Origin of the sequence: Sphingobacterium spiritivorum, from assembly GCF_016724845.1 — a bacterium.
GTDB lineage: Bacteria > Bacteroidota > Bacteroidia > Sphingobacteriales > Sphingobacteriaceae > Sphingobacterium > Sphingobacterium spiritivorum_A.
Genome location: NZ_CP068082.1, coordinates 3,692,467 through 3,706,407, shown reverse-complemented (window position 1 = coordinate 3,706,407; position 13,941 = coordinate 3,692,467). Strand labels below are relative to the sequence as shown.

The 13,941-nt window shown below is 37.1% G+C and carries 10 protein-coding genes; 2 read left to right on the top strand and 8 right to left on the bottom strand.

Annotated features, from left to right (window positions below):
• Positions 1 to 123 precede the first annotated feature (123 nt).
• Entirely contained in the window at positions 124 to 2,199 is a 2,076-nt protein-coding gene (locus I6J03_RS15740; RefSeq protein WP_039989609.1) for a hypothetical protein, read from the bottom strand.
• Positions 2,200 to 2,532: 333 nt separating this feature from the next.
• Positions 2,533 to 3,702 carry a FecR family protein gene (locus tag I6J03_RS15735; protein ID WP_003004447.1) on the bottom strand — a complete coding sequence of 390 codons (1,170 nt, stop codon included), beginning with the start codon at positions 3,700 to 3,702 and terminating at the stop codon, positions 2,533 to 2,535.
• A 515-nt stretch (positions 3,703 to 4,217) separates the two neighbouring features.
• On the opposite strand from I6J03_RS15735, the gene I6J03_RS15730 reads away from it, so the two are divergent.
• Positions 4,218 to 4,823, top strand: coding sequence for an RNA polymerase sigma-70 factor (locus I6J03_RS15730; protein WP_003004451.1), 606 nt, complete (start codon positions 4,218 to 4,220; stop codon positions 4,821 to 4,823).
• A gap of 586 nt (positions 4,824 to 5,409) precedes the next feature.
• Positions 5,410 to 6,060 (top strand): response regulator transcription factor, encoded by a 651-nt coding sequence (locus I6J03_RS15725; RefSeq protein WP_003004454.1) that lies wholly within the window; start codon positions 5,410 to 5,412, stop codon positions 6,058 to 6,060.
• 122 nt (positions 6,061 to 6,182) lie between these two features.
• Here the strand turns inward: I6J03_RS15725 and I6J03_RS15720 are convergent, their stop codons facing one another.
• From I6J03_RS15720 to I6J03_RS15695, 6 genes are all read right to left on the bottom strand, one after another.
• Positions 6,183 to 6,557: a hypothetical protein gene (locus tag I6J03_RS15720; RefSeq protein WP_003004458.1), complete on the bottom strand. Its 375-nt coding sequence runs from the start codon at positions 6,555 to 6,557 to the stop codon at positions 6,183 to 6,185.
• 67 nt (positions 6,558 to 6,624) lie between these two features.
• Positions 6,625 to 7,755: a helix-turn-helix domain-containing protein gene (locus I6J03_RS15715; protein ID WP_003004461.1), complete on the bottom strand. Its 1,131-nt coding sequence runs from the start codon at positions 7,753 to 7,755 to the stop codon at positions 6,625 to 6,627.
• Positions 7,756 to 8,532: 777 nt separating this feature from the next.
• Positions 8,533 to 9,693, bottom strand: coding sequence for a TIGR03364 family FAD-dependent oxidoreductase (locus I6J03_RS15710; protein WP_003004463.1), 1,161 nt, complete (start codon positions 9,691 to 9,693; stop codon positions 8,533 to 8,535).
• A 14-nt stretch (positions 9,694 to 9,707) separates the two neighbouring features.
• Positions 9,708 to 11,057 (bottom strand): DUF5690 family protein, encoded by a 1,350-nt coding sequence (locus tag I6J03_RS15705; RefSeq protein WP_003004467.1) that lies wholly within the window; start codon positions 11,055 to 11,057, stop codon positions 9,708 to 9,710.
• Positions 11,058 to 11,062: 5 nt separating this feature from the next.
• Positions 11,063 to 11,740 carry an HAD hydrolase-like protein gene (locus I6J03_RS15700; RefSeq protein ID WP_003004470.1) on the bottom strand — a complete coding sequence of 226 codons (678 nt, stop codon included), beginning with the start codon at positions 11,738 to 11,740 and terminating at the stop codon, positions 11,063 to 11,065.
• Between the two features lie 385 nt (positions 11,741 to 12,125).
• Positions 12,126 to 13,940 carry a RagB/SusD family nutrient uptake outer membrane protein gene (locus I6J03_RS15695; RefSeq protein WP_039989768.1) on the bottom strand — a complete coding sequence of 605 codons (1,815 nt, stop codon included), beginning with the start codon at positions 13,938 to 13,940 and terminating at the stop codon, positions 12,126 to 12,128.
• Between the last annotated feature and the right edge of the window lies 1 nt (position 13,941).

Below are 13,941 nucleotides of genomic sequence, written 5' to 3'. Positions count from 1 at the left end.
AAAAGCCATTTGTTCTATAGACGGTATGTCCAATCTATAATTGATCTATAAACCCCATTGAAGAGCATTTTAAAACTACCATTTACTGAACATATGCATGTAAATCCACTTCAGGATCATAGTCTATAATTCTAAATTCACCAAATAATAAAACCCTAATGCCCAATCCTGATCATTTGCATATGGGTCATAAAATCCGGCCTTTTTCCCGTTCACTCGTTGAGGATATAAATAAGCACAGTAACCACGTCCTTCTTCTGAAAATAGACTTAGGTTATTTCGCACGATATTTTCAGCACGCTGCTGGTAACTTTTATCTTGTGTACACTGATAATAATAATGATATGCAGCCGCCGTGATTGCGCTCCAATAGTGCGGAAAGGTATCACCCCAAAACTCATATTTACCAAACCAATATCCATCCCAATGCCGGATACCTATTTCGTTCATATGATAGCTGGGCTGAAAACCCGCAAAAGCTTCTAAAACAGGCATTTGTCTCTTTGCTTCAACTAAATATTTCTGAACACCTGTTTCCAGATAGAGTTCGCATAGAAGCTGTATAGATGGTGCGACTATACTCTGTTCATAATTTACCTCTGAAATAGGATAAAACAATCCATTAGCGATGTATGTATCTCCTATTTTCAAATAATCAGCTAACAGGCTTTTATATTCGTCGTGCATTCCGGCATCTTTCAACACATTCAATCCCAAACGTACAGGTGTACCGATAGAATAGAAGCCATGTCCGAAATTACTATACATCGATTTCATTGTTTTAAAACCATCTGTTGCGTATTGCGGATCACCACTCACCTTATACATAAGAAAATAGAATTCTGCTACCCAGGTATAATTGTATGCTCTGTTTCTCGAATCTCTTTTTACGGAAGACCATGTTGTATAATCTTTATCCTGTAATTTGCTTCGTACAAATTTTACATATTTCATTAAGGATTCTCTGATCTTTTGATCTTTAGTTACCAGATATTGCTTTGCTAAAAAGGCTCCCATCCCCAGACGTTCAGCACCTTCATTACGGTCTGCAGGACTTACACTCCCGGTAGTATTCATAAAAATCTTATCCGTTTCATTATCGTAAACCATATATGCACCGTCACGAGGATCCGAAGAATTATTTAATTGTTGATGATCGATAATGAAATTTGCACGTTTGGCAATCAAACTCTCATAATTACTAAAGACCATACAGTCTATATGCGTACGCTTACCTTTCCCGTAATTAATCTCAAACTGAACCTTACCAGGTTCATCCATAGTTGTTTCTACAACCCACCTTTCCCCCAACTTACTTACCGGAACGGGTTTACCATTTTTAGTAACAGTACAATTCTTCAGCAAGTTTTCATTTCCTTGTATTTCCACATATGCCTTTTCTCCCTTTTGAAAAGTATACTGATTGCACTGGGCAATTATATTTCCCATTTCCAGTATTTTATTATGAAAATCAGCCCAACCTGAATGAGTGAATATACGCCACTTAACAGATGTCTTTTCTCCGGATTTCAGCGTCATTTCCGGCATCATCATAGCGATTATTCCACGTGTATTTGACATGCTTTTTTGCATATCACGGTCCCAGATTTCATAGTGATCTATCGCTCCTTCCAATAGTATAAGGCCCAGATGCGGAGCATTTGCTCCCATCTGCGTGGCATTAATATAGGCTGCATTTCCTCCATCCCATATATGTGCATGAGTACGCGAAGTAATACATGTTTCTGCATTTGGATAATTATCATTGAAAGGAGTATATATGCCCAGATCCGAAACAGAAACTGTGCGTTTTCCCCGATTAGTAAATATATATTCTTCTATCAGGTCATTCCCTGTCAAACTTCTCCTGACATCTACCTGTAAATCGCCTGTTCTGTATGAAAGCTGCTTGCCGCAGTTCTTATTTAATACAGGAATTTCCCATGATCTGGAAGTTCGAATACCATTTACTGTTTCTGTAAAATATCCCAACCCCCAACCGTACTTACGGGTCACAGAACTATATTGTGTACCATCTGTCGCTACCAGCCAATTCATTGATCGACCATCTTTAGCAATTTTTAAGCTACTTATTGCCCCTGTTTCCGGATTGGTACTAAAAATTATCTGTTGGGCATAAAGTTGATGCGTAGATGTAATTAACAGAGCAAAAATAGCAAGTATTAGTTGTTTGTTCATTTTTTCAAAAAAAACATTTATAAAATATTTAATATACACAAAAAAAAGACTTAATCAAAAATTAAAATCAGATTACTGATCTTTATTTTTTAATTTTCCGCAAAAGAGAGAATACATTGCTTTTTATTCTCTCTTTTATTTTATTCGTAAGAAGAGAATTAATAACCTGTATTTTGTTTTATTTTCCCTTTAGATTCCAACAAATAGGAATTTGGAATATGAAAAAGAACTTTATAATCTGCGCTCTGGCTGTTAGCCACACGTCTGTTGAATTCAACAATTTGATCATATAAGCTAATATTCCCGAGAGTGCTGTCAACGCTCTCGGTTTTTTTATGGATTTAGGGGTTCTATACAGTCCATAACGTATATCCTCCTTTCTACAATCTTAAATTTCACAGTCTCTGTAAGAGCCATCACATCCAGGAGATCTTGCACATTGCTTGACCGTGACAACGTCCCTGAAAAAAATTTCCCTTTCATATCTCCCTGGTACACAATTTCTACGTCGTACCAACGGGAAATTTTGCGCATTACACTTTCAATATGCTCCGCATTAAAATTAAAATATCCCCTTTGCCAGGCTAATACTTCATCAGGATCAAAACTTCTTGTTCTTACTTTTTCAGTGGCTTTATTATAAACCGAACTCAACCCTGGCTTAAGCATCAACTGATGATCTTTAGTGTTCAACTGAACTTTACCCTCTATCAGTGAAGTCTGTACAAACGGCTCTTCAGGGTATGCAAAAACATTAAACCGCGTACCTAATACTGTAATTTCCTGATCATCAGTCTTCACCACAAAGTGTTTTCCATTTTTCTTTTTAACATCAAAATACACCTCTCCGCTGATCTCTACTCTACGCTCTGCACCAACAAAGGCAGTCGGATATTTAATTGAAGAGGACGCGTTGAGCCAGGCTATAGTACCATCAGGCAATCTAAGTTGAAACTGTCCTCCTTTAGGGGTTTGTAAAATATGATAACCCACATCAGAAACAGTCTTTACATCCTCATCCTTATATGCTAATTGTCCTCCTTTGATCTTTTCAGCTATATATTTACCATTGTTATGTATCGCACCGGATTTTATCTTTTCGAGATCTAACTGGCTTCCATCTTCTAAAATAAGTATAGCTTTATCACTTCCCGGTTTTATGAGATTCCCGATTATGGATTGTTCTGGTGGTTCTACCACTTGATTACGCTTAATTATCCATACTAATCCCATAAAAACCATTAGTGTGGCTGCTACTGCCCCCCATTTAAGCCAACTATAACTACGCTGTTTACTAATAGGACTTTCATTGATCTTGTAAAACAACTTGTCATAGATACGCTTTCGCACTTCATCAGATTCGCCCATGGAATCTCTATCCCATGGAGTCTCTACACATTGAAAGTCATCTTTGTAGGCTTCCAATTGTTGCAACTCCTCTTTACTGCAATTACCATTTGTATATTTTTCATATAATTGTATGTATTGGTCTTTGGTTAACATTGTTTTTCAAGTAAGGTTCTTATGTATAGAGACCGTTTAGCGTTTCTACACACATAACTATTTTATTTATTTTCATTTTTATTATTCATATAGCATTTTTAGCACACTGATCAGCAAAAGAATACATCGTCTGTAAGATATTATTTAGTATAAATAATAAAAGTACGTATTGACAATAAAATGAAAGAGATCAGATATGGTAATCTGAAAATTACAAAACAATAAAGAAAGCCCGTTGTGTACAACGGGCTGAAGTCCTAAGGACATACATTAACAGTTAGTGTTAGAGATCTTTATTTATATGATTAAAATTTACTTTCTACTACTTAATTAAAACATTTAAAGTGTCTAATTATTTATATAGAGACAATTTTAGGATCACACACACATAAATATTTAATTTATTTTGCCAGTACTCATAATTCTATATTCATAATTCTATATTTTAGGGTATCTTTATAATATTAATTGTAATGGTTCATAATATACGATTTTAACCTTTTTCAGCCACAAATATGCAATTAAACAAAAAGCCATCGGTCAATGACAAGAATAAAACTGACCAGGAATTGTGGTTAGCAACCCAGACTCAGGATTGCCAGTCATCTTTTGCCATGCTTTTTGATAAATACTGGTCTTTACTATTTCGGACAGCTTTTAAGTATCTTAAAGACAAAGAACAAAGTGAAGAAATAACACATGATATTTTTTTTAATATCTGGAACAAACGTCATCATCTGCAGATTACAACGTTCCCGGCCTATCTGCATGCCGCAACCCGGTATCATGTATACAAATATCTGAGAGTTAAAGAGAAATCTCTATTAAACTTTACAGATGACCTGTCTACAGTCAGCAAGGCCTCCAATTCAAATACAGCAATTGATAAACTGGAATCTGAAGAACTGGATAATACATTGCGCAATATTTTGTCAAAACTTCCAAAGCGCTGTCAGGAGATATTTATTATGAGCCGATTTGAAAATCTGAAAAATGAAGAGATTGCGTCAAGATTACAAATCTCTCAAAGGACTGTAGAGAATCAGATCACAATAGCTTTGCGTCATATCAGACAACATTTAGATAAAACTATAGTAATATTGATTTTACTGCTCTATTAACATATAGATCAAAAATAAATGTTGGCCCTAAAAACATACTGCAATACGTTATCTCAGTAAGAAATATAACCACATCTAAGGATATCTAATATATTCTTCTATTCTTTAAGTTGGAATCAACATCTCTAAGAAAATCCTTATGTCAGGTCATAAAAATAAAATTCCATTAGTGTACTGATGATAGTAAAGAGATTGGAATTAAAAAACTCAGATCAATTAAAGTGATTCTACTTAATAAAATCAAAAATTCTATAAAAAATACCGAAAATTCTATACATAACAATTCTTGCTTTTATTCAATAAATTCTGTAACGTTGCAAAAGTATCTCTCACACACACTAACAGAGAAACATATTCTTGATATTAGACAATAAAAACACTAAAGATTAACAATTCGGTAAGTTGTTATGTTCCCTTATTTTGCAATGAATTAGCAAAAATGTACTGATGCTTCTCAGAACTGACAGACAGAGAAAAAAAGACATCGCTATGCTAAGAGAATTTAATTGACTGGAATATTCTAATCGTTAGCAACTTTATTTTTAATGTTAAGAATAGAAGAAACCCGATTAAAATAGTTAAAAGAATGTCAACAAGGAATATATTAGTTGCAGATAGTCATCCGGTCGCAAGATTAGGTGTTTCTACATTGTTGGAACAATTTTTAACGGATATTGATATTTATATTGCAAGTAGTTTTGAGGAATTGCAATCTATGCTTTTCGTCGTTAAATATGACCTTCTTATTATGGAAATTGAGTTACCTAACGGGAACTGGGTTGCCATAATAGATCAGATTCTTAGTGTTCAGAAAGATCTAAAAATCATTATTCTCAGTAAACAAGATAATAAATTCCTTGCCTCTGCCAGCTTTATGAAAAAAACATTTGCATATGTATCCAAGGATCAATCTATAGAATATATTCGAAATGTAATACAGACCGTGTTATCAGGTTCCAAACACTTTCGTAAAGAAAAGACAAGTCAACAGTTTACATTAAAAGAATTGAATAACGAAACCCAAACCATTAGTGTTATACTTTCTCCACGGGAGATGGAAGTTTCATTTTTACTTTTAAAAGGATCAAGTATAAAAGATATAGCAAAAGTGCTAAATCTGAGTAAAACTGCTGTCAGCACTTATAAAATCAGGTTGTTTAAAAAACTTGGTGTCAAGAATATTGCGGAGCTTTATAATTTACTCAATCACAAACAATTGCCAAGTTTTAATATGTAAATACTTATAATAACAAAAAGCCCCGTCACCGGGGAGATGCAGGGCTTTTTAACCAATTATTAACCTAAATTATGAGTTATATATTATTCAATATGCGTGCCAAAATTACTGACCGCCTGCAATTATTCTGTTACAATGCTTCGTTTCCCGGCTTCCAGTAACGGAATATTCGCTTCTGTTGGCACATAAATAATCTGACTGATAGTTCCGGCTTTCAAAGCTTCTCCAAATGCACCTATAAATTCCTGCTTGCGGTATTCGGGATATTTTTGAGCAGCTTCCCCCATGATTTTGATAGCTTCCGCCTGTAAAACAGCAGCTTCCTTTTCCGCTCTTGCCTGTTCGATCAGGATCTGACGGGATTGCGTGGCCTCTGCCAGACGAGCTTTACCTGCCATTTCCTGCTGCCATACAGAATATCTTGGTAACCCAAACATTAAACCGACAATTACTACAATAGCTACTACTGCCAGTAATACTAAACCTTGTATTTTCATATGTATAGAATTTTATTGATTTTTCAGTTCATAACCTGATGAACAAAAATAAGGACACAGATCGGAATTAGCTATCTATTTTTAGTTCAATCTTTCCTATATATCTATCTTTTGACTCCGAATCAGACTGATAGGCGATTCTGGATTGACGATATTCCAAAGGTGTACAGCCTTTTAGCAGATTAAAGTTCCGGTAAAAAGAAGCTTTTGACTTGAAACCACATTTTTCAACCAGATTATCCACATTTTCTGCAAAATCCTGTTGCTCAAGAATCCGGCATGCATAATCGATTCGGAGCATATTAATGTGTTTAGTAAAATTACATTTAAAATATCGGGTAAAAACCTGGGAAAGGTGATGTTTTGGAATACGGGTGTGCCTGGACAGTATATCCAGACTCAGTGTAATATCAAGATATTTTTCTGTATTCAGATATTTCGTGATCTTCATCGCATAGGCCTCCATCTGTGTAATGTTCAGGGAGGAACTTTTGTAACTCAGATATTCCTCATCTACAGGATTTTTATCTTTAACAGAGGCCTTCAGGAAAAGCAATTTGAAATAATACAGATACAGAAAACTTACGGTGATAAGAACAGGACCAAACATCACCAGATTAGATAGATTTGTAAGCAACATTTTAGATTCGTCATCTACGTTGAATACATCTATCACCAACACTGTCAATGCTGACAATCCTCCTGCAGTAGCAATCCAGTACAATCCCTTTGAACGATATTGCTTGCTGTCCTGATACAGTGCCATATACACCCATATTGCAATCGAATAGATAAGCCACGAACAGGCTACCATATAATCATGCAGATCGTAAAATATATTCAGGAATGTTTTTTGAGCTGAAAATAAAATTATAAAGTAACAAAGACAGGCCAATCCGAACGGTACAAAATGAAAAAGGTGCCAGTAGGATAATCTTTTTGTATCCGAAATGATGCATAGCAGATATAACAGCGGCCCGTACAAGAATTCAAAAGGAGCTATTTTAAACATAAGTACATGATCCACATATGTACTTCTGAACAGGGAATTATGTATTACATGGATTCCTGCGACCACCAAAAAGCCCGCTCCTACCCAATCAAATGCTCTGCGTTCTCTCAACGAGTAGATGAGATGCAGGGAGAGCAGGCACAGTGCCATCAGTATGGTATACACAATATAAATCATGATGCCCATATCAGGAATTGAGTATGTATAAGCAGACTAAAAATCCGGAATTGCAACTTACACTTTAGAAACGGTCTGCCTGTATCAGGCACCATATTTTCTACAGCAGCGTATTGATACGCAGGCCGGCAAACATTAGAATTCTGCAGTCTAAATTTAGAAGTTAATATTTCCATCAGGTCGATACTCCGTCAAATGATTACATTATCATTCTTTCGGATTATTGCTTAACAAAATGTCGTTAAAACGAATAACAAATATACCTTACCTGCCAGGATTAGGGGAATTAAAATAGCGGAAGTATGCAGTAAATCAAAAAGTTGTAGCTTTTCAGCTACAAAACTGCGACAGGAACTGCATTTGCTGTAAACACAAAGAAGGTGTCTCAAAGGTCCAGTCAAACCCTTTGAGAATTGTATATCTGAAATGATGCTGTAAGGGAGGTACGTATAAAATCGTAGAAAAATGGTTTATTCAATCTTTTTAGACGGCTCAATTCTATTGTAGTGACCGTGTTATAACTTTTCTCTCTTTCTAAAGGAGAGATGCCCTAAGGGCAGAGAGGTTAATTGTAAAAGTGCAAAACCTCTCCCTAACCCTCTCCTTAAAAATGAGAGGGTTAGGGTCTGTCGAATAACGAAAAGAGGATGCAAAAAAAAGTCAAGTCAACGCCTTGTAGAATTGCCTATCTTTAAATAGGTACTTATAGAATCGCATAAAAATGGGGCTATCCAGCCTTTTTGGACAGCCCCTTTACAAGTACAATATTTACCTGATCATACGGTATTAAATATGATAAATATCAGCAATGCTGGCTTCAGCATATCCTGCACTTGCTGTCATGCCTTTACCTCCTATACAAGTACGTATATGAATACGTTCATCAATATTGTATTCCAGAATACCGTCTGCATGCTGAGCATAAAAACCTGCCCAGCTGCTGGCCAGTTGTCTGACATCAAAATCTACTATGCGCTCTGCTTCGTTTAGCATTAACTCATTAATATAAGAATCTAAAGAAAATCCCAGATCATCAAATCTCGAACCGTTGGCATACTCATGTGAATCGCCAATAATAATACTTCCATCAGGAGCCATCTTGAAGAGGATATGTATTCCATACTTCTTTAGCTCATCATAATGTGAGGGTGTAGGTATTTTACCAAAAGACGGACAATTATCTGCGAAACTTTCATATCTTCTTATTGTAAGGCCTGTCAGAATATTTCCCTTTAGGCCGATATCTTTTAAGGGTTTAGTACGCATCATTTGCAATTTACTGATGATCTGCCCGCTGCTCTCAAATAATTCTTTAAAGAGGAGCTTAAATTCATATCCGCAGCACAGAATCACTTTATCTGCCCGCAGTTTATCCCCGTTCGTTAACACGACTTCCGCAGTTGCGCCCTTCACCGCACAATCAATAACGGGTGCGTCAAATTGCAGTGTATAATTTTTGAATTTCACCTGAAGGTATTCCTGTAATCTGCGGATCATTACCAATGGTTCTACACTCACCTCCTGTGCAAAAAACAATGCTTCTTTTGCATACGAATCTTTTATAGCGGGATATTTACTAACTATCTCTTGCTTACTTAATAATTGCTGTGTATACCCCAGTGTATCGTAGTAATTTTTGAGTTCATGCAACAGGGTCTGCTCATCATCATCAGAGGCAATATATACACTTCCGTTACAGCGTACAGAAAGATCGAATTCCTGCTGAATTTCCTGATAAATATCCAATCCTCTCACTCCGTACTGAAACCATTTACCAGACATTCCTGAAGGAACTACCTGACCAAAATTGCGTACGGTGGAGCCTACCGGAAAATTGTCTTTTTCCAATTGGAGTACTTTTTTTCCAAGTTTCAAGGCATGATAAGCATGAAAAGTACCTAAGACTCCCCCACCAATAACAATTAAATCATAAGATTGCTGTTCCATTATTCTTTTGTTTATTAAAATTTAGTAGACACGACACTTCGGTTAAAGTGTTCATTCACGTTTAAATCCTGAGTTTGTATAAATATATTCTTTTTTGACTTTGTTTTATTGACGAAATACATCCATGAAGCTACGGTACAACAGGCGCCGATAATGGCCATCACGTATACCAACTGACTAAAATACATGGCCCAGCTAATTTCGACAGGACTGAATTCTTTGATGACAAGGATAGACAGACTGCCAAGATAACCTATAGAATCTGCCAGGTACATTATAAATCCGATATTTCCTTTAACATGAAAATTGGCTATCATACGCTCAAAGAAAATAGCGTTATACGGGATATATGCCATATACAATCCCAGACCTACTGCACTCATCCAGGCTACGCCACCGATATACTGTCTGTCAAAAAGATATGTTGACAATCCGGCAATCACAAACCCGCATACAATCAGCAGATGGATCAGTTGAAAAGCTTTGAGATTATCTCTTACCAATATCAGCAGACTGATTAATATCAGCACAGCCAGAGAAATCAATCCATCGACTTTAGCATAGATATGATTGTCCTGAACATGGATCATCTGCCAGATTTCAACTTCAAAATTATCCCGGATATCCCGCAAAGCTGTCAGCATCACATAGATTACAATTGTGATAATGATACCCGGCAGAAACACCATAAGAAATTTTCTCCGTTGTTGTGCATTCATAGGCTCTCTTCTGGTTCTCAACCGCTCATCTTCAGCTGTAGGTACAGGAATCATTTCCAGACAAAACACACTGATCAGAAAAGGTAACAGAAACACCAACCCTGTACAGAATGGCATCCAGAACTCATTGATCGAAAATAACTCCATCAATGTCCGTCCTACAGTCTTGACAAATCCCGAAGCAAAGATCAGACTTACCGACATGACAGCCCCCATAAATTCTGTACTTTTACGCCCTTCCAGATAGCTGAAAACTAATCCCCAGATCATGCCAAGCGGAAAACCATTTATAGCCAGACAGACGATATTATACGGTGCAGGCATAAGTGCAAATCCTAACAGTCCCAACCAGGAGATACCGATCAAAGTCAAGAGATACTTTGCTCTGTTTTTACCTTTAGATTCAGAAATAAACCGTATACCATAAAACTTACTGCACATATAGCCCAGCATCTGTACGACAACGAGCCAGACTTTGTAGTCCAGTCCCAGAAATTCAGCTTCGTGAAATGTGGCTGCTGCAAAAGATTTCCGGAAAGCGTACATACTGGTATAACAGCTAAAAGCTGCCAGAGCTGCAAAAACAGATACTGTAATATAATTCCAGTTTGCTGCCTTGGTTCGGAAGAGCGTGAGCAGTTTCATAATTATTACCGGATAATAGGTAAGATATCTGAGATATGATCGATGATATGTGTAGGTCCGTACGGTTCCAGTTCACTTCGTGAGAAGGAGCCAGTGGTGATACCGACTACATATTTACAACCCGCCTGCAGTCCTTCATGAATATCGACTTCAGTATCTCCTACTTTGGCCACTTCTTCCGCAGAATGAATCCCAAATTTGTCCATCATTCTGTAGATCATATAAGGATAGGGACGTCCGGCTTCTACCTCATCGCTGGCTACCATGACATCTATTTTATCACTCCAATCCAACCGGTCGATGATAACCTGTGCTATATCTTTTGAAAAGCCGGTATCCAGTCCGATATGAATACCGGAAGAGCGTAGCTGCTCAAATGTTTCTTCAACACCCGGCAAAGGTTGGATATCAGGCGATGTGTGATAAAAATCTAACATCAGTGCCACAAAATCTTCATGAATAGTATCAATCAATGTATCTGTAATCTTAGCACCATCCTGCTCATATTTTTCCAGCATCATACGTATGGCTACAGGTTTCTTATAACCCATGATCGGGTTTACATCTTCTACACTTACATTATACCCCTGCTTACGCATGGCCTCTGTAAATGATTTTCCTACATAATTTTTGTCTCTGACCGTAGTTCCGGCCATATCGAATACAACGAGTTTAATTGCCATTCTTTGTTTTTATTAATATTTGTTTTAGATCTATGCAGCCAACGTTTCTTTAAAAAGCGTTTAGCGTCATTTCAAAAGTAAAATTCAAATATTACTTAAAAACCAAACTTTTGTTAAGTATTTGTAAACAATTAGAATCAACAAAAGCGCTTCTAAAAGACTTAAAATATCATAAATGAAATTTTAAGATTTTACAAAAACCCAAATGTTTACTTAAATTAAACATACATCAAATAAAAAATGCATACTCATAACAGAACTGTTATAAGTATGCATCAACTAAACAGGTCATCACACCCTTGCCGTAGAAAATTAAAATATTACTAAAAGAGACAGAAATTGATTCGAAACTCATCCGGGATCAATTCCTGACCTGAATGAACATCTACCAACCCAGCGTCTGTACCAGATTACTTCCCTGTAACACCAACTGACTATTCGCCACCGGGTAGTAATAATACTTCGGTTTAATAAACTCTTTCTTTTTATCTCTTCCTATGGTAAACATGATATGGCCACTGTTTCCGTTTTCCAGATATATAGTGGTATTATTACCATTAGCATCTTTGAGATAGTACAAAGTGATATTCTTTAATTCAGCCTCAGTAAGATGACTTATAGGACCTGTGCTGGTGGCTGATTCCAGTATAGCAATATCTACTTTACCATCTCCTGTAACATCCATTGGTCCCAATGCTTTTACATACATACCCTGCTGCAGATCTGCAAAGCGCTCACCTACTTCCCATCTGAATACATCTCTGTATCGCTGACCTTCACAGGCCAGTTCCACACGTCTTTCCCTGCGAATCTCTAATATCAGACCTATATCACCCTCATTTACATTGCTGTAATAAGCCTGTTGTTTGGGATCTATAGAAGCACTCACCTGACTTAGAATCATATTCGGCATACCTACACGGGCGCGGAGCTGATTGACAGACTTATCCAGATCAGCCTGATTATTTAAAATACCCAATTCCGCCTTGGCTTCAGCAAAAATCAACAGGACTTCTGCATATCTGAATACAAATGCATCTGTATATGCAGCTTCCCAACTTATCATATCTGCTACCTCCGGATAGAATTTTATTTGATTGTACCCGCCTAATGTCGGCTTGAGACGATGAGGAGCAGTGGCATTTACTGCCTGAAATCCGGGTTTCATAAAAGTTTGTTCCAGACGTGGATCTCTGTTTACAAATACTTCATCAATGTTTTTAGTTTTATAATTAAGCTGGTCTGTAAAGCGGCTCCCGTCCTTCATCAGATAGCTTTCCATGAGTGTCTGACTCAAAGCCCATTCGTAGTCCAGCACCGTGTGTGCATTACGTCGGCGTCCCAGATCTTTATCATAATCGATAAACAGAATTGTCTCCGGATTGGCCTGCAAATTCTGACTGATAAAAAGATCACGGTAGGCACGGTTTACTCCTCCGGTTTTACTGATCTGAAATCCTCCTTCATTTATTATCTTTTCAGATGCAGACACTGCTCTCTCCAGGAATTTCTTATAGCTATCTTTCAAACCCAGATAGGCATGGTACTTCCGGTATGTTCCTTCCTGCAAAGCAAACTGAGCCAACTGAGCCAATGCTCCCCATCTGGTAACAGTCGATTTATGTCCGTCAGGTTTGATATTTGCTGCTGCAAACTCCAGATCGGCCATAATAGAATCTACAACCAGTGCCCTGCTATCCTGCTTTTTATTGAGCAGTTCGGTATCGCCGGTACCCATAGTATTTCCATACCAGGGCACATCATTATACGTATTGACTTTATCAATGTAAAAACGCGCTCTGAAAAATTTGGCTACACCAACATAATGATTGACATCTTCTGCTTTTGCATTTTTGACACGTCCGTAGTTTTCCAGAAAGAAGTTGATATTCCGAAGTCTGCTCCAGCTCCAGACAGCTGCATTTTGAGGGGTAACTCCACCTCTCATTATCTCGTCAATTGTGCTTCCCGAATTATAGTGTGCTACGTTGTCAGTACCCAGATCCGCAATAGGCGCATCCAGATATCCGTAAAACCCATCTGTATATGTCTTTAAATCTGTAATACTGGTAAAAAACACTTCAGGTGTAATAGATGTAGTCGGATACCTCTCCATAAAATCATCATTACAGCCAATCATCAGAGACAGTATTCCCAACAAACTGCCTCCGGCTATTATCTTTCTTATTATATTTTGCATG

Excerpts from the sequence above, each read along its gene's own strand:
- I6J03_RS15715 (WP_003004461.1), bottom strand. The coding sequence starts at position 7,755 with ATGGGCATCATGATTTATATTGTGTATACCATACTGATGGCACTGTGC.
- I6J03_RS15705 (WP_003004467.1), bottom strand. The coding sequence starts at position 11,057 with ATGAAACTGCTCACGCTCTTCCGAACCAAGGCAGCAAACTGGAATTAT.
- I6J03_RS15695 (WP_039989768.1), bottom strand. The coding sequence starts at position 13,940 with ATGCAAAATATAATAAGAAAGATAATAGCCGGAGGCAGTTTGTTGGGA.
- I6J03_RS15710 (WP_003004463.1), bottom strand. The coding sequence starts at position 9,693 with ATGGAACAGCAATCTTATGATTTAATTGTTATTGGTGGGGGAGTCTTA.
- I6J03_RS15720 (WP_003004458.1), bottom strand. The coding sequence starts at position 6,557 with ATGAAAATACAAGGTTTAGTATTACTGGCAGTAGTAGCTATTGTAGTA.
- I6J03_RS15730 (WP_003004451.1), top strand. The coding sequence starts at position 4,218 with ATGCAATTAAACAAAAAGCCATCGGTCAATGACAAGAATAAAACTGAC.
- I6J03_RS15740 (WP_039989609.1), bottom strand. The coding sequence starts at position 2,199 with ATGAACAAACAACTAATACTTGCTATTTTTGCTCTGTTAATTACATCT.
- I6J03_RS15700 (WP_003004470.1), bottom strand. The coding sequence starts at position 11,740 with ATGGCAATTAAACTCGTTGTATTCGATATGGCCGGAACTACGGTCAGA.
- I6J03_RS15725 (WP_003004454.1), top strand. The coding sequence starts at position 5,410 with ATGTCAACAAGGAATATATTAGTTGCAGATAGTCATCCGGTCGCAAGA.
- I6J03_RS15735 (WP_003004447.1), bottom strand. The coding sequence starts at position 3,702 with ATGTTAACCAAAGACCAATACATACAATTATATGAAAAATATACAAAT.